The following is a 14,873-nucleotide window of genomic DNA, read 5'->3' on the forward strand; positions in this document are numbered from 1 at the left end:
GGAAGCATGATGCCTTCAATCATCGTCGGCCACCGTGGGGTGGCTGGAACGTATCCAGAAAATACCCGTGTCAGTGTACAAGCCGCTATCAACCTTGGTTTATCTTGGGTGGAAGTGGATGTGCAGCCGACCAAAGACAATGTACTGGTTGTGTGTCACGACCATACGATTGACCGTTGCAGTAATGGCAAAGGTCGCATTGATGAGTACACACTCGCCGAACTCAAGCAACTTGATTTCGGTGCTTGGTTTGATCCTCGTTTTGCGGGCGAAACCATCATGACGCTGGAAGAGCTGCTGGTGCTCGCCGCCGAACACGATTTAGGACTCAATATTGAAGTCAAAGTCGATAAGCATGATGTGGCCAGTGTTGTACAACAGTTGAAAGCGCAACTTGACCAGAGCCCGCTGGTTGCCGACAAAATCTTACTGTCGAGCTTTAGCCACGACATTATTTTGCAACTGCACCAGCATTGTCCGGGTTATAAATTGGGGATTTTGAGTGAGCGTTTGACTCAGCGGGATCGCCAAGTGCTTAAACAGGTGAATGCGTTTAGCTGTAACCTCAACTACCGCTGGATCACAGAAAAACACATCCGCGATTTGAAAAATGGTGGCTACCAGATTTGGTGTTACACCCTCAATCAAGTGGATAAATTCCGCTATTTAGACAAAGTCGATGCCATTTTCTCCGACTTCCCAGAGCGCTTTATCAACTAGTTTCTGCTTTCGGACTTCAGCAAAACGCCCATACAAATGGGCGTTTTTCATGGTTTCACTTCAGCGACTCAGTTTTTACTCAAAAAAAGCTTTATCAACCTTGATCACCACTTTACGTACAGGCTCACCCTCACCTTCTACCGCAATCAAAGGGCGATGCGGTTGACCGGGATAGAACACAATGAAATCTCCCGCCGCCAAATCGACAAAGCGCTCTTCGACCAGTTGTGCACTGAACGCCACATCGCGTGTTGCCAGCAAATCTTCGTCCAAGCCACTGAACGGCGCGAGACTGTAACCAAAGCGCTCACGCCCTTGCAGTAAAATCTGCACATCGAGATACCGAGCATGGCACTCGCTACGACGCAGAGCGAGCGGTTGGGTATGATCTTCCATCACCAGAAAAAACGCCGAATCACCCTGCAACTCGTGTTTACCTGTTGGTAGTGGTGCCGCTACACGCTGTAATACTTCATTAATCAGCCGTTGCAACTGAGGTGACAATGCAGCGCAAAACTGGCGCTGCGTGATATGACCAATAAACATCGGCGTTTCCTTATTGATACTGCTCGCCCGAAGCCGCCACAAAAGCCATTTCCACTTTATAGTCTGGGTCAGCCAGCTCCGCTTTCACGCACGCTCGGCTTGGGGCGCAACCTTCTGGGAACCACGCATCCCAAATTTGGTTAAGCACTGGGAGGTCGGCAAAATCCGTGACATAAATCGTCACCGATAAGATGCGTGAACGATCGCTGCCAATCTTCGCCAATTGGCGCTCTGCTTGCGCGAGAACCTGCTCAACTTGGCCTTGCATATCGGCCGACGTGTCGCTATCGGCGACTTCAACAAAATGGGCAATGCCATTAAACACGGTGATGTCAGACCAACGAGTGCCTGGATTAATACGATGTATTGTCATGGTGTTCTCTTTTACGTTATTCGCGAAGAAGCATGTCGCCTCTTCACTTATCTATATCGGGGAGCAGGATAGCCAAGATGAAGCGTAAAATCGCGCTCTGTCCCCGCAATTTTACTGACACGTTGCTGTTTTACTCATAGTTTGAGCGCTATGGTGGATTCACGGGCGATCAAACTCCCTTGATAGAGCCTGTGCTGTGCATCTTGTGGTTTTTTATTAGCAATCTCGACAGCCAAACTGATTGCTTGCTGAGTTAACTCGCCGATCGGTAGACTCACGCTCGATAAACTCGGGATAGCAAAAGCCGCCGCGGGTTCATTATCAATCCCGATTATGGAAACTTGTTTGGGTACATGAATGCCATGTTCATGCATGGCACGCATTGCACCGAGCGCCATATCATCGTTACAGGCAAAAACAGCCGTCATGGAAATGCCTTGTTGCAGCAGTTGTTGCATTGCCTGATAACCACCAAGCAGCGTGTTATCCCCTTCAATGACCAAGGACGAGCTCAACTCTATCCCTTGCTCATGTAACGCTTGTTGATAGACCTGATAACGAATTTTTCCCGTCTCGCTCACCAACGGCGATGTAATGCAGGCAATTTGACGATGCCCTAAATTCAACAAATGCTGCATCGCTAACTGGGCAATTTGCGTTTGATCGAGCCCAAAGCTGTGCAATTGCGGGTGATGTAAACGGCGATTGAGGATCACTAAGGGCGATGGATGTTGCTGTTGTAATTCAAGTAATTGCACCTCATTCAAATGACGACTGTACAGCAAGATCGCATCACAACGCTGCGCCGCTAATGTGGCGACCGCTTCTTTTTCGCCTTGCTCACTGTTTTTGCTGTTCATAACCAGCAGTTTTTTCCCAGCTTTCTGCGCGCCTTGTTCGGCTTCAAACAAAATCGAACCAAAATAGCTGCTCTCAAAATGCGGCAGCACCAAGCCAATTGAGTTTGTGGTATTGGTAGCGAGCGCCTGCGCCAAACTGTTGGGCTGATAACCGAGCTGCTGCATGGCGGCAAGTACCGCTTCACGCGTTTGTGCTTTGACTTGGCCTGTCTCATTCAGCACTCGTGATACCGTGGCTTTGGAGACACCCGCCAATTTACACACATCGTTTATGGTTGCCATCAACAATCCTTCAAACTGAGTCCGCAAAAATTAAGCGGCGCCCCAAAGGCCGCCGACACGATTTAAAGCTTTTCACCGTTACTGGCGATCACTTGTTGATACCAGTAGAAGCTCTTTTTCTTAGCGCGCGCCATGGTGCCACTGCCATCATCGTGTTTATCCACATAGATAAAGCCGTAGCGTTTTTTGTACTCGCCAGTGGTGAACGATACACAGTCGATACAGCCCCAAGGGGTGTAACCCATCACTTCAACACCGTCATAGTCGATCGCTTGTTTGACTGCCGCGATATGCTCAGAGAGGTAGCGAATTCGGTAATCATCGTTGATTGAACCATCCGCTTCGACGGTGTCTAGCGCGCCGAGGCCATTTTCTACCACAAAAATCGGTTTTTGGTAACGCTCATACAACTCAGAAAGCGCATAACGTAAACCTTGTGGATCAATCTGCCATCCCCAATCGGACGCAGGAAGATACGGGTTTAAGCGGCTGGTTTCAAACAAAGAGGTGGTTTCGCCCTCTTGTTCTGGCGCTGCAGAGACAATGTTGGTCATGTAGTAGCTGATGGCGAGATAATCGGCGCAGCCTTGGCGCAGGATCTGCTCATCACCAGCTTGCATCTCAATTTCGATGCCTTTGCGTTGCCATTCTTTGCGCAGATAACTGGGGTAATAGCCACGAACCTGTACGTCACTGAACAGATATTTCTCACGCATCAACTCTTGTGCCAACAACACATCTTCCGGACGTGAGGTGGCAGGATACAGCGGCATCATATGGATCATGCTGCCAATTTTAAAATCCGGATTGATCTCGTGCCCCAGTTTCACCACTAATGCGCTGGCAATAAATTGGTGATGTAGCACTTGGTACATGGCTTGTTCTGGGCGGTCTTGCTCAGCGTAAAGCATACCTGAGTTGCAATAACCAAAGATCGGCAGCTTCCAGTTGCATTGGTTATTGATTTCATTAAAGGTGATCCAGTATTTCACCTTATGCTGGTAACGGGTCATCACGACTTGCGCAAATTTGGTGAAGTGATCAATCAAGTCGCGGTTGAGCCAACTGCCATACTGCTTTACCAGATGCAGTGGCATTTCAAAATGTGACAACGTAATGACAGGTTCAATATTGTGCTTTAACAGCTCATCAAACAGATCATCATAAAACTGTAATCCTGCTTCATTGGGCTCGGCTTCATCGCCATTCGGGAAAATCCGTGTCCACGCAATAGACGTACGGAAACATTTAAAACCCATCTCAGCAAACAGCGCGATATCTTCTTTATAGTGATGATAAAAATCGACCGCTTGATGGTTTGGGTAAAATTCGTCTTCCATAACCCCATCGGTAATACGGCGTGGCACTTCGTGCGCACCACGAGTCAGCACATCAACAATGCTCACGCCTTTACTACCTTGATCCCAACCGCCTTCCACTTGATGCGCCGCTACCGCACCACCCCACAAAAAATCGTTAGGAAAAATAGACTTAGCCATAGATGACCTCTCTCACAAAATTGGCAATTCATTTTTAGCCAGTTCAAACTGCTGACACTATAACTTAAACTTTTTTACAATGTAACCAGTTTCTGAAACCGGTTACAAAACAAAATGTCCGCAATATGACCATGGTCAATGTTACCTATCACAAGTATCGGCAATTCTAATTAGTCTTAGTGGGGATCCATGTCTAGACTCTAAACGTCAACACAGTATCTCAACTCATTCGAATACAAGCTGATTTTCTGCTTTCGAGTGATGAAATTCATCAAAGAATCCCCAGACACTTGGGGTTGCCGCAAAATGGCCAACTGTGCACCTACACCAATATGAGTGCGGGTCTCATGAAAATGGCCAACACGCAGCAACTTTCAACTGAAAGGGAATAATGCGAAGCAAGGAGTAATCAATGGAGCACAATAAAGCGGGTTCAAGCGGTCAATGCCCTGTCATGCACGGTGGCTTGACTTCGGCGAGCATGTCCAACATGGACTGGTGGCCTAAAGCGCTAAACTTAGACATCCTTCATCAGCATGACAGCAAAACCAATCCACTTGGTGCTGATTTCAACTATCGCGAAGAGCTGAAAAAGCTTGATGTAGAAGCGCTAAAACGCGATCTGAAAGCGTTAATGACCAATAGCCAAGAGTGGTGGCCGGCCGACTGGGGACATTACGGCGGTTTGATGATTCGTATGGCATGGCACTCTGCGGGTACCTACCGTATTGCCGATGGTCGTGGCGGCGGCGGTACCGGTAACCAACGTTTTGCCCCACTGAACTCATGGCCTGATAACGCCAACTTAGATAAAGCACGCCGTTTGCTGTGGCCTATCAAACAAAAGTACGGTAACAAAATCAGCTGGGCGGATTTGATGATCCTCGCGGGGAACATGGCTTATGAATCGATGGGCCTCAAAACCTTTGGTTTTGCCTTTGGCCGCGAAGACATCTGGCACCCAGAAAAAGACATTTACTGGGGTTCTGAAAAAGAGTGGCTTGCCAAATCTGGCGGTGAAAATAGCCGTTACTCTGGTCAGCGCGATCTCGAAAACCCACTTGCGACCGTCATGATGGGGCTTATCTACGTCAACCCAGAAGGTGTGGATGGAAACCCAGATCCACTCAAAACGGCGCAAGACATGCGTGTCACTTTTGCTCGCATGGCAATGAATGACGAAGAGACCGTTGCTCTGACGGCTGGCGGCCATACGGTGGGTAAAGCGCACGGTAATGGCAAAGCTTCTAACCTTGGCCCTGATCCTGAAGGCGCTGAACTGCACGAACAAGGCTTAGGTTGGAACAACCACACCAGCCGTGGGATTGGTCGAAACACCGTCACCAGTGGTATTGAAGGTGCATGGACCACTCACCCAACCCGTTGGGATAACGAATATTTCTACTTACTGCTCAGCTATGAATGGCAGCTCACTAAGAGCCCTGCAGGTGCATGGCAATGGGAACCTGTCAACATCAAAGAGGAAGATAAACCGGTTGATGTGGAAGACCCAAGTATTCGCTACAACCCAATGATGACCGATGCCGATATGGCTCTGAAAATCGATCCTGAATATCGCAAGATTTCAGAGCGCTTCTACAAAGATCCCGCTTACTTCTCAGAAGTGTTTGCGCGAGCTTGGTTTAAGCTCACTCACCGCGATATGGGACCAAAAGCGCGCTACTTTGGCCCAGATGTTCCGGCAGAAGATTTGATCTGGCAAGACCCTGTTCCAGCAGGTCGTAAAGATTATGATGTCAATGCGGTCAAAGCAAAAATCGCGGCAAGCGGTCTAAGCATCAGTGAAATGGTCAGCACCGCTTGGGATAGCGCTCGTACTTTCCGTGGTTCTGATAAACGTGGGGGAGCCAACGGGGCGCGTATTCGCCTCGCTCCACAAAAAGATTGGGAAGGCAACGAACCTGCGCGTCTTGGTAAAGTTCTGGCGGTATTAGAGAAAATTGCCGCTGAATCTGGCATCAGTATCGCCGATACGATTGTTCTGGCTGGTAACGTAGGTATCGAACAAGCGGCTAAAGCCGCGGGCGTGAATGTGACCGTACCGTTCGCACCGGGACGCGGCGATGCGACAATCGAACAAACCGATGTTGAGTCCTTTGAAGTGCTTGAGCCTCTCGCGGATGGCTTCCGTAACTGGCAGAAAAAGCATTATGTGGTCACACCGGAAGAAATGTTGCTCGACAAAGCGCAACTGCTGCGCCTCACCGCTCCAGAAATGACGGTGTTAATTGGTGGCATGCGTGTGCTTGGCACTAACTACGGTGGCAGCCAACACGGCGTGTTTACCGACCGCGTGGGTGCGTTGACCAACGATTTCTTCGTTAACCTCACCGACATGAGTTACACCTGGAAACCAACTGGTCGCAACTCTTACGAGATTGTTGAACGTAAGAGCGGCAAAGTGAAGTGGACAGCCACTCGTGTTGATCTGGTGTTTGGTTCTAACTCCATCCTACGTGCTTATGCGGAAGTGTACGCACAGGACGACAACAAAGAAAAATTCGTCAAAGACTTTGTTGCCGCATGGACCAAAGTAATGAATGCGGATCGATTTGATCTGGTGTAATCCATCTCACCATCCCTTTCAAGGCTGCCGAATGGCAGCCTTTTGTTTTAAATTTGATAGGAGATTATTTCTTATCGATCTCTTCATAGACTAAATTTTTGATCTCTTGCCTCACCCACTGATGAATCGGGCTACTGTGATGAATAAGATGCCAAAATTGTTCCACTCGAAAATCGGCAGTATAGAAAGGTAAATCAGCCACGGTTATCTCATAACGCTGGCCTAAGTGAGTCACCAAACGTCTTGGTAAGGTGGCAATCAGATCGGTGTTGATCAGTAACTCCGGCACCATCGAAAAATGTGGCAACGATGCCACCACTTCGCGCTGATAATTGAGCTTTTTCAGCTCATGATCCATATCCGTTTTTCCTAAACCATTACCGGAAATGATCACATGTCGACTCTGGCAATAACTCTCCAGTGTTATCGGTTGATTGGCTAATGGATGGTTTCTACACATGACCACAGCATAGTTGTCATTAAATAAACGCTGCTTAAACACATTGGTGGGTGACTCATCAGTGGAATACAGCAGTAAATCCGCCACCTTTTCCAAGTAATCATGCAGCGGCATATAGGCGTTATACGGTACGATTTGTAACTTCAAATTAGGGGCACGTTGTTGAAAACGCGCCAACAATTTCGGCACAATCATCATCATCTCGAAATCCAATGCACCAATAGTGAACACACCGGAATAGTGCATTGGGTCAAACTTGTCATCTACCAACATGTGTCGAATGGTATTGAGCGTTCTCTCCAGTTCACTGCAGAGGCGCTCACCTTTTGCGGTTAATCGGTACTCATTTTTTACTTTCACCAGCAGTGGATCACCAAATTGTTCACGCAAACGCATGAGGGCTCGACTGACGGCGGGTTGGCTCATATTCAATGCTTGTGCGGCTTGGCTAATATGCTTATGAATCAATAACTTTTCTAAAATCGTTAATAAATTTAAATCAATGCTGCGCAAATTGATTTCGGGGGCGACCATCTCATCACCTAATAATTTCGTGCGTAAATGATATACATACTATAACAAGCATGCATTTTTGATATGTTTGTTTCTCATTTATCTTTTCCCCACCTGATTGAGGAGAGAAAAATGAAACTATCCACCTTAGCTTTAGCCCCTATTACTGCAGCACTACTTACTTTTAATGCAAGTGCTAAAGGCCATGACCACGACAATCAACGCGCGATTTTTTTCCCTGGTGAAACTGTTCAAGACACTGTGAAAGTCGAAGTTGAGCCTTCTGCGACTCAGTCTCTGAAACTGGGACAAAAAATTAATAATCTGTATGAGCGCCAGTTTGATAACAGCCAAGCCACCGTTCAAAAATTGGGCAAGAATACCTACTGGATAGGGGTCAATTATTACAACGCTACCGTTGTGGTTAACGAAGACTCTGTCTTGCTGATTGACCCACTAGGCGATGGTCGTATTGATGCGCTTTTTAAAGGGGTGCAATCCATCACGAATAAACCGATCACTACGATTATGTATTCTCACTACCACTTAGATCATTTAGGTGGTGGCAACCAACTGGTTGACTTAATTAAGAAAAATTATCCAAAAGTAGATAAAATCCGCGTTATTGCTAGCCAAACCGTTGCGGACAAGATCAACCAACACGCCGAAGTAGGCGAAAACGGTGTGAAAACCCCGAAAGTTCCAGCGCCGAATGACATATACGACCTGACGAAGCCTCAAACGGTTCAATTTGGCTCAATGAAAATCAAGATGATGGCACCAAAAGGCTCTGGCCATACACCTGATAACACCATGATTCTGATCCCAAGCGATCGCGTGTTGCATTTCGCGGACATGATTAATCCCGATCAACTACCGTTTTACAATTTCGCGGGAGCAGAACATTTCCACGGTTACGAAGAAGATCTACAAAGCCTTCTGAGCAAACCGCTGAGCAAACAGTGGGACTTTATTAACGGTGGCCATGGCAATATAGGTTCGAAACAGGATGTAAAAGATCTGCTTGAGTATATTGCGGACATCAGAACTGAAGTGGGCAAGCAGCTAGAAGTCGCCCCCTACACTCCAGTGTTGAGTGACGGTAACCACTTTGTTTGGTTCAAACGCTGGCAAGATGAGATCACTAACAATGTACATACCGCACTGGTAAACAAGTATGGCCACATGTACGGTTTCGATTCAGGCGTGGTTGAAACACACGCGGCAATGATTCTCGCAGATATGATTGATCACTAATTAGACGACCTTCTCTATCTCTTCTATTCTCACGGACTAAGCCCTGTTCATACAGCATGGACAGGGCTTTTTATTTTTCCCTTCGCATGTTAAAAAACAACGTTTTTTTGAACTTTCCTTATCATCCTTAGTCTGAATCCCGTCTCTAATTGATTGATGAAATAAATGAGTTTTTTATGGCAAAACGTTGGACACTTCTTGCAACCTTAGTAGGTGTTGGCTTGGCAGGTGGTTATTACACTCTCACTTATACCCCTGAGTCTTCATCCCCATTACCGACCCTCAACGTCAGCCGGGGAACAATAGAGAAACAGGCGGTCGCGGTTGGTCAAATCATGCCTTCACATTCGGTGGCAATTAAATCGCAAATCAACGGTATTGTCGGTGAAATTTATGTGCGTGAAGGGCAACATGTTGAGCAAGGACAACCCTTGATTAAGGTTCGTCCGAATCCAACACCACAGGCGTTGACCGATGCCTCCACAGAACTGATGCAAAGTGAAGCAAATCTTGAATCAGACTTACAACGCTTAGCCAACCTTGAGCGCTTAGTGAAACAGCAAATCATTCCTGCCAATTATGATGATTACGTCCGCGCGAAAGCCGACGTCAAAGCTAAGCAAGCCGAAGTGCAGCAAAAACGCCAAAACCTAGAGTTGATCCGCAGCGGTGAAGCTTCGATTGGGCAAGCCAAGCTCTCCTCTACTCTATATGCCCCGATCAGTGGCACGATTTTAAATATCAAAGTCGAGGTCGGAGAGCCGATCATCTCTACCGAGTCGAGCCAAGCGGCAACAGAAATGATCCAGTTAGCGGATATGAAAAATATCGTGTTTAAAGGCAGTGTCAGTGAACATGATGCTGCGCAGCTGAATGCCGGCATGCCCGCCAGTATTACCGTTGCCCCCTACCCTGAGCAGGTGATCAATGGTCAGTTGACCAAAGTCGCGATTCAATCGGAGCGCTTAAATAATCCTGAAAACAAAGATGGCAAAAGTTTTGATAACGGATTTCAAGTCGAAATCGGACAATTAGACATCCCTGAAAACATGACATTACGTTCTGGATTCTCTGCCAGCGCAAAAATCACCTTACAACGTGCCGCGGATGTTATTACCCTTCCGGAGCGCGCATTACAGTTTGAGGGCGAAACGCCCATGGTGCTGATTGCGGATGGCTCTGCACAAGGCTATACCGCTCATCCGGTCAAGCTTGGGCTTTCTGACGGCGTACAGGTTGAGATCTTAGAAGGCGTAGCCGAAAAAGACAGCATAGTGGATAACAGCATGCTGGGAGGCCAGCATGAATAAGGGCTTTCTCACCGCGTGTGTACTGACTAGCCTGATGGCATCTTCTTCTGCTTTAGCGCTCTCCATCGAGCAAGCGTGGCAGCAAGCCAAACAACAGTCACCCGATGCACACATTGCCGAACTCTCGGTGCAGCTCAGCGTGCAAGATAAGTATCTCGCCAAAAGCGATCTCCTTCCTTCACTCTCAGGCAGTGCCGGAATGAACTGGTCAGAAAGCCAAAATGGATCGAGCAGTTATGGCGCCACCATTGAGCAAACCTTGTGGGATAGCCGAAAATGGATCGCGTTGGATAAAGCCGATGCGGACTGGGTGTTAGCTCAACTTGAACGTAACCAAGCTTATAACCAGCTCGCTCATCAGTTACTCAGCGCTTATTTTGCCTTAGCGGAAGCGCAAAGTAATTTGACTCTTGCCCAGCAAAAACAAGCGGATGGCGCACAATTATTAGCCATCGCTGAACAGCGTTATCTGGCGGGTAAAATAAAATCTGTGGAGTTGGAAGAGCTACGTGTCAACCAACTTGATGAAGAGTCAACCATTCTCAATGCGCAGGCTGAACTCGAAACCAAACGCAGCCAACTCTCAATACTGATCAATGCCTCAGCCCCGCAAGTGGATGAAGTGGATACCCACACGCCAACACCGAGTTGGCCATTCAGTGCTGAACTGGATGACTGGCTTACCGCCGCCAAAGATCACAGCCCTGAGCTCTTGATTGCTATCCAAAAAGTGGCGATCAGCCAAATTGCTAAGCAGCAGAGTCAAAGTGGGTATTATCCGAGTTTGCGCGCCTCTGCAGGCTATCAAGACGGCGATCAACGAAACGGTGAATTCAATGCTGGTCTCACGCTCTCCATCCCGATTGATTTAAATGGAGCAACCCGCAGTGATAACGAAAAAGCTCATCTCAACTGGTTGATGGCTCAGCAACAGCAACGCAAAGTCGAGATCGGATTAGATCAAAATTTGCGTCAACAAATTCAGCAGGTTGAGATTGAATGGCAGCAAATTACCATGGCGGATCAGCAAGTGACCCATCGCGATAAAGTGCTGCGCAGTAAACAGCAACTGTTTGATGCTGGCTTAGCCGAAGCCTCCGATTTAATCGATGCGCACAACAGCCTATTTCGAGCCAAACATAATCTGGCCAGTCGTTGGTATAGCTATTGGCGTCAGCGCATTGAGCTACTCAAATTAACAGGTCAGTTGAACGATAATGCCATCGCTCAGCTTTCAGGAGCCTTTCGTTAATGCGCCTCTTGTTACAGCAATCTTGGCAAACTTTGCTCGCTCATCGCCTGAAAAGCGTATTGGCGATCACCGCGATTAGCTGGGGGGTGATTTCTGTGGTGATCTTGATGGCGCTCGGCGAAGGGTTTTATCGTGCTCAAACCGAATCCTTTCGCTTTCTGTTGCAAGAAACACAAATGGTCGCCTCCGGCCAGACCAGCGAAGTGTGGCAAGGCATGCCTGCGAGACGCCCGATTCAACTGACCGAATCGTTAATGCGTGAAGTCGCACAACGTCCGGAGATCCAACGTTACTCCATCGTCTATGAGAATCGAGAAGTCTCCATCACCCAACAGCGAGGGACAGCGATTGGTAGTATGGTCAGTGGTGTGGATAGAGGGTATTTCTCTCTTGCTGGATTAAAACTCACCTTAGGTTCACGAGATTTCAGCCTTCATGATCAACACAACCACCGCCGTGTGGCCATTCTTGGCGATCACGTTGCAGCCACCAGCCAGCTTAAGATTGGAGATGAATTCAAAATTCGTGGCATCGCTTTTCGAGTGATTGGCATTATGGATGATGAAAGCAGCCGCTTTTCATTTGGTGATAACCAAAAAGTGTTTATTCCAAGCTCCACATTTAAAGACATTTGGGATACCCAACCGAACATGATGTTGGTACTGCCCGCTCAAGGTGTTTCAAGCTGGGCGTTACGCGAGCAGTTACGTCACACTTTTGCTCAGCGGTTACATTTCTCACCTGAGGATCAAGAGGCGGTCTTTCTCCCCGATTTCGGCAGTGGTGTTGCGGTGATCACTGCCATTTTACGAGGAATTCAAGCCTTTCTCGCCGCCAGTGGCATGATGACTATGGCTGTCGGCATCTTAGGCGTTGCCAATATGATGTTTTTAGCGGTGACCGAGCGTACGCGAGAAATCGGAGTGCGTTTAGCCATTGGTGCTACACCGCAACGAATTCAACAGCAGTTTTTATTAGAAGGATTGCTGCTGGTGGTCATCGGGGCGTTAGCAGGCTTACTGCTGGCCTACTTTGGCGTGTTGCTGCTTAATCACCTTGGCCTACCCACATGGCTTGGCGAGCCGGTGATCACTTCCACCACCGTCTGTCTTTCTATGTTGGTGACTAGCATTTTAGCCTTAGCGGCGGCCTACTTCCCAGCTCGCAGAGCGGCGCAATTAGAGCCCGTCATTGCGCTCAGTAGTCGGAGTTAATGCATGTTGCCAATAAGACAAATTATGCAGGAAATGGCGGCCGAAAAGCTCAGATTGAGCCTCACTATTTTGGCCGTTGCGTGGTCAACCTTATGTATCGCAGGGCTACTTGCGGTCGGTGAAGGGATCCGTAGTGGAATTGTACGCACCATCCAAAATGGCAATGGTAACCTAATTCATGTCAGCGGCGGTTATGCCACGCAAACCCATGGCCGTTTTCATGAGGGGCAAGCACTTTCTCTCACCGAGCAAGATAGCCAAGTCTTGGCCGCTCTGCCTATGGTCAAACACGCACTTCCTTCGGCCGAGTGGCAAGAGCTGATCACGTTTGCAGATAAGCGTTCATGGATGATGCCTTACGCGGTGAAAAGTGAGTATCAGGCGATGAATAAACTGCGATTGTTACCCGGCGGGCGCTGGTTTAATCCCGTTGATGAAACACAGCAACGTAAAGTGGTCGTCCTCGGTTATCAACTCGCGGTACAACTGTTTAATCAGCAAGAGGGCGACTGGTTTAGCGGCGGCGAGTTAGAGCAAGATCCTGTCGGTCAGATTGCCAAAATAGGCGCACACGAATTTACGGTGATCGGAGTGCTGGCCAAAAACAGCGGCAACATTGAGCAGGGTTCACCTATTGATTACAGTGGTTTTACGCCATTCAGTACTTGGCAGCGTTTTCACCCCAACCAAGCGATCAGCGGAATTAATCTTGAACCGAGGGTGGGCAGTGACCGTCAAGCGTTGGCAGCCACGGTACAGCAAGTGTTAAAACGCAAATACGCCGCGAGCTTGCAAGATCAGCAAATTGTCATGGTGCAAGACCACTTTTTGAGCCAGAAAAGTATGCAGCAGTTTCTGCTGAGACTACAAAGCTTCCTTGGCATTATTGGGTTTATCACTTTAGCCGTAGCAAGTTTAGGCATTACCAATGTGATGTTTGCTACCGTGAAGCGGGCCACACGCGACATTGGCGTACGCATGGCTGTAGGTGCAACCCCCAATACCATTCGCTGCCACTATTTGGCTCAATCTTTGATCACGATGGGATTGGGAGGAATTGCCGGCTTAGGTGTGACATGTGCGATGGTTCGCCTACTCGCCGCCATTCCTTTACAGGGCAATCCGATTTATGACCACTTAGGCCAACCGGTTCCAGAGCTGTCGCTTAGCGTCATTGTGATAGTGATTGTCACCCTTACCGTGATGGGCATTGTTGCTGCTTGGTTACCCGCCAATCACGCAGCAAAAGTGACACCGTTACAAGCATTACAGAGTGAATAATGAAGTCTTTATCTCCTGCTCCTTTGGTGGAGCTACAGCAAATTTGTAAACATTACACCAGTGGGCAAAACGTGGTTAAAGCGCTTGATGGCGTCGACTTAACCATTCGTCACGGTGAATTCTTGGCAATTCTCGGACCTTCGGGATCGGGTAAATCAACCCTGATGAACGTACTGGGCTGTTTGGATAAACCTACCGCGGGCCGCTATCAATTGGACGGACATCCGGTCGATAGCCTAAGCACTCAGCAACTGGCTGCGATCCGCAATCAAAAGATTGGTTTTGTGTTCCAAAGCTTCAACCTATTGGAATACGCCAGTGCTCTGGATAATGTCGCCCTTCCTTTGGTGTATGCGGGAGTAAAAGCCAAAGATCGCCGTCGACGCGCCACAGAACTCTTAACTCGAGTTGGCCTTGCGGATCGCTTAGATCACAAACCCAATCAGTTGTCAGGCGGACAAAAACAGCGCGTTGCGATTGCGCGCGCACTGATCAATCAGCCACAAATTCTGCTGGCAGATGAGCCAACTGGTGCGCTGGATTCAAAATCCGGTGCCGAAATTGAAGCGCTGTTCAATGAACTGCACCGCGAAGGTCGCACCATTATCGTCGTCACTCATGATAATGAGCTAGCCAAACGTACTAAGCGAATTGTGACCATTCGAGATGGGCAAGTCGTCAGTGATGAGCCCACGGCTTAACTACCACCTAATGGTGCG

13 protein-coding genes are annotated in these 14,873 nt (G+C 48.2%); 8 read left to right on the top strand and 5 right to left on the bottom strand.

Annotated features, from left to right (window positions below):
• The first annotated feature begins 9 nt into the window (after positions 1-9).
• Positions 10-720: a glycerophosphoryl diester phosphodiesterase gene (locus T411_RS0109775; protein ID WP_001139221.1), complete on the top strand. Its 711-nt coding sequence runs from the start codon at positions 10-12 to the stop codon at positions 718-720.
• Between the two features lie 75 nt (positions 721-795).
• Here the strand turns inward: T411_RS0109775 and T411_RS0109780 are convergent, their stop codons facing one another.
• From T411_RS0109780 to T411_RS0109795, 4 genes are all read right to left on the bottom strand, one after another.
• A complete protein-coding gene (locus T411_RS0109780) occupies positions 796-1,266 on the bottom strand; it encodes a NanQ anomerase/TabA/YiaL family protein (protein WP_000469788.1) in 471 nt (156 codons plus the stop codon).
• Positions 1,267-1,276: 10 nt separating this feature from the next.
• Positions 1,277-1,639, bottom strand: coding sequence for a RidA family protein (locus T411_RS0109785; protein ID WP_000152368.1), 363 nt, complete (start codon positions 1,637-1,639; stop codon positions 1,277-1,279).
• A gap of 134 nt (positions 1,640-1,773) precedes the next feature.
• A complete protein-coding gene (locus T411_RS0109790; protein WP_000201196.1) occupies positions 1,774-2,781 on the bottom strand; it encodes a LacI family DNA-binding transcriptional regulator in 1,008 nt (335 codons plus the stop codon).
• 62 nt (positions 2,782-2,843) lie between these two features.
• Positions 2,844-4,280 (bottom strand): 6-phospho-beta-glucosidase, encoded by a 1,437-nt coding sequence (locus T411_RS0109795; protein WP_001129895.1) that lies wholly within the window; start codon positions 4,278-4,280, stop codon positions 2,844-2,846.
• A 412-nt stretch (positions 4,281-4,692) separates the two neighbouring features.
• On the opposite strand from T411_RS0109795, the gene katG reads away from it, so the two are divergent.
• The gene (gene katG / locus T411_RS0109800; RefSeq protein WP_000400806.1) at positions 4,693-6,867 is read left to right on the top strand and encodes a catalase/peroxidase HPI; all 2,175 of its coding nucleotides are present in this window, start codon (positions 4,693-4,695) and stop codon (positions 6,865-6,867) included.
• Between the two features lie 64 nt (positions 6,868-6,931).
• Here katG and T411_RS0109805 read toward each other — a convergent pair whose 3' ends face one another.
• Positions 6,932-7,861, bottom strand: a complete 930-nt coding sequence (locus T411_RS0109805; RefSeq protein WP_000226382.1) for a LysR family transcriptional regulator — start codon at positions 7,859-7,861, stop codon at positions 6,932-6,934.
• A gap of 111 nt (positions 7,862-7,972) precedes the next feature.
• Here T411_RS0109805 and T411_RS0109810 point away from each other — a divergent pair, with 111 nt between their 5' ends.
• The 6 genes from T411_RS0109810 to T411_RS0109835 all read left to right on the top strand — a co-directional run bounded on the left by T411_RS0109810 (position 7,973) and on the right by T411_RS0109835 (position 14,855).
• A complete protein-coding gene (locus T411_RS0109810; protein ID WP_000778181.1) occupies positions 7,973-9,097 on the top strand; it encodes a VarG family subclass B1-like metallo-beta-lactamase in 1,125 nt (374 codons plus the stop codon).
• Positions 9,098-9,273: 176 nt separating this feature from the next.
• Complete coding sequence (locus T411_RS0109815) at positions 9,274-10,407, top strand: efflux RND transporter periplasmic adaptor subunit (protein WP_001129600.1); 1,134 nt, start codon at positions 9,274-9,276, stop codon at positions 10,405-10,407.
• Positions 10,400-11,659: a TolC family protein gene (locus tag T411_RS0109820; protein WP_001032340.1), complete on the top strand. Its 1,260-nt coding sequence runs from the start codon at positions 10,400-10,402 to the stop codon at positions 11,657-11,659. Before T411_RS0109815 ends, T411_RS0109820 begins: the two co-directional genes overlap by 8 nt.
• Entirely contained in the window at positions 11,659-12,873 is a 1,215-nt protein-coding gene (locus T411_RS0109825) for an ABC transporter permease (RefSeq protein WP_001238019.1), read from the top strand. Before T411_RS0109820 ends, T411_RS0109825 begins: the two co-directional genes overlap by 1 nt.
• A 3-nt stretch (positions 12,874-12,876) precedes the next feature.
• Positions 12,877-14,154: an ABC transporter permease gene (locus tag T411_RS0109830; RefSeq protein ID WP_001912497.1), complete on the top strand. Its 1,278-nt coding sequence runs from the start codon at positions 12,877-12,879 to the stop codon at positions 14,152-14,154.
• Positions 14,154-14,855, top strand: coding sequence for an ABC transporter ATP-binding protein (locus T411_RS0109835; protein WP_000839105.1), 702 nt, complete (start codon positions 14,154-14,156; stop codon positions 14,853-14,855). Before T411_RS0109830 ends, T411_RS0109835 begins: the two co-directional genes overlap by 1 nt.
• The last annotated feature ends 18 nt before the right edge of the window (positions 14,856-14,873 follow it).

The organism is Vibrio cholerae ATCC 14035 (assembly GCF_000621645.1).
Classification (GTDB): domain Bacteria; phylum Pseudomonadota; class Gammaproteobacteria; order Enterobacterales; family Vibrionaceae; genus Vibrio; species Vibrio cholerae.

What these genes read in the sequence shown, in the direction of transcription:
- T411_RS0109775 (WP_001139221.1), top strand. Translation starts at nt 10, where the DNA reads ATGCCTTCAATCATCGTCGGCCACCGTGGGGTGGCTGGAACGTATCCA.
- T411_RS0109780 (WP_000469788.1), bottom strand. Translation starts at nt 1,266, where the DNA reads ATGTTTATTGGTCATATCACGCAGCGCCAGTTTTGCGCTGCATTGTCA.
- T411_RS0109785 (WP_000152368.1), bottom strand. Translation starts at nt 1,639, where the DNA reads ATGACAATACATCGTATTAATCCAGGCACTCGTTGGTCTGACATCACC.
- T411_RS0109790 (WP_000201196.1), bottom strand. Translation starts at nt 2,781, where the DNA reads ATGGCAACCATAAACGATGTGTGTAAATTGGCGGGTGTCTCCAAAGCC.
- T411_RS0109795 (WP_001129895.1), bottom strand. Translation starts at nt 4,280, where the DNA reads ATGGCTAAGTCTATTTTTCCTAACGATTTTTTGTGGGGTGGTGCGGTA.
- katG (WP_000400806.1), top strand. Translation starts at nt 4,693, where the DNA reads ATGGAGCACAATAAAGCGGGTTCAAGCGGTCAATGCCCTGTCATGCAC.
- T411_RS0109805 (WP_000226382.1), bottom strand. Translation starts at nt 7,861, where the DNA reads ATGGTCGCCCCCGAAATCAATTTGCGCAGCATTGATTTAAATTTATTA.
- T411_RS0109810 (WP_000778181.1), top strand. Translation starts at nt 7,973, where the DNA reads ATGAAACTATCCACCTTAGCTTTAGCCCCTATTACTGCAGCACTACTT.
- T411_RS0109815 (WP_001129600.1), top strand. Translation starts at nt 9,274, where the DNA reads ATGGCAAAACGTTGGACACTTCTTGCAACCTTAGTAGGTGTTGGCTTG.
- T411_RS0109820 (WP_001032340.1), top strand. Translation starts at nt 10,400, where the DNA reads ATGAATAAGGGCTTTCTCACCGCGTGTGTACTGACTAGCCTGATGGCA.
- T411_RS0109825 (WP_001238019.1), top strand. Translation starts at nt 11,659, where the DNA reads ATGCGCCTCTTGTTACAGCAATCTTGGCAAACTTTGCTCGCTCATCGC.
- T411_RS0109830 (WP_001912497.1), top strand. Translation starts at nt 12,877, where the DNA reads ATGTTGCCAATAAGACAAATTATGCAGGAAATGGCGGCCGAAAAGCTC.
- T411_RS0109835 (WP_000839105.1), top strand. Translation starts at nt 14,154, where the DNA reads ATGAAGTCTTTATCTCCTGCTCCTTTGGTGGAGCTACAGCAAATTTGT.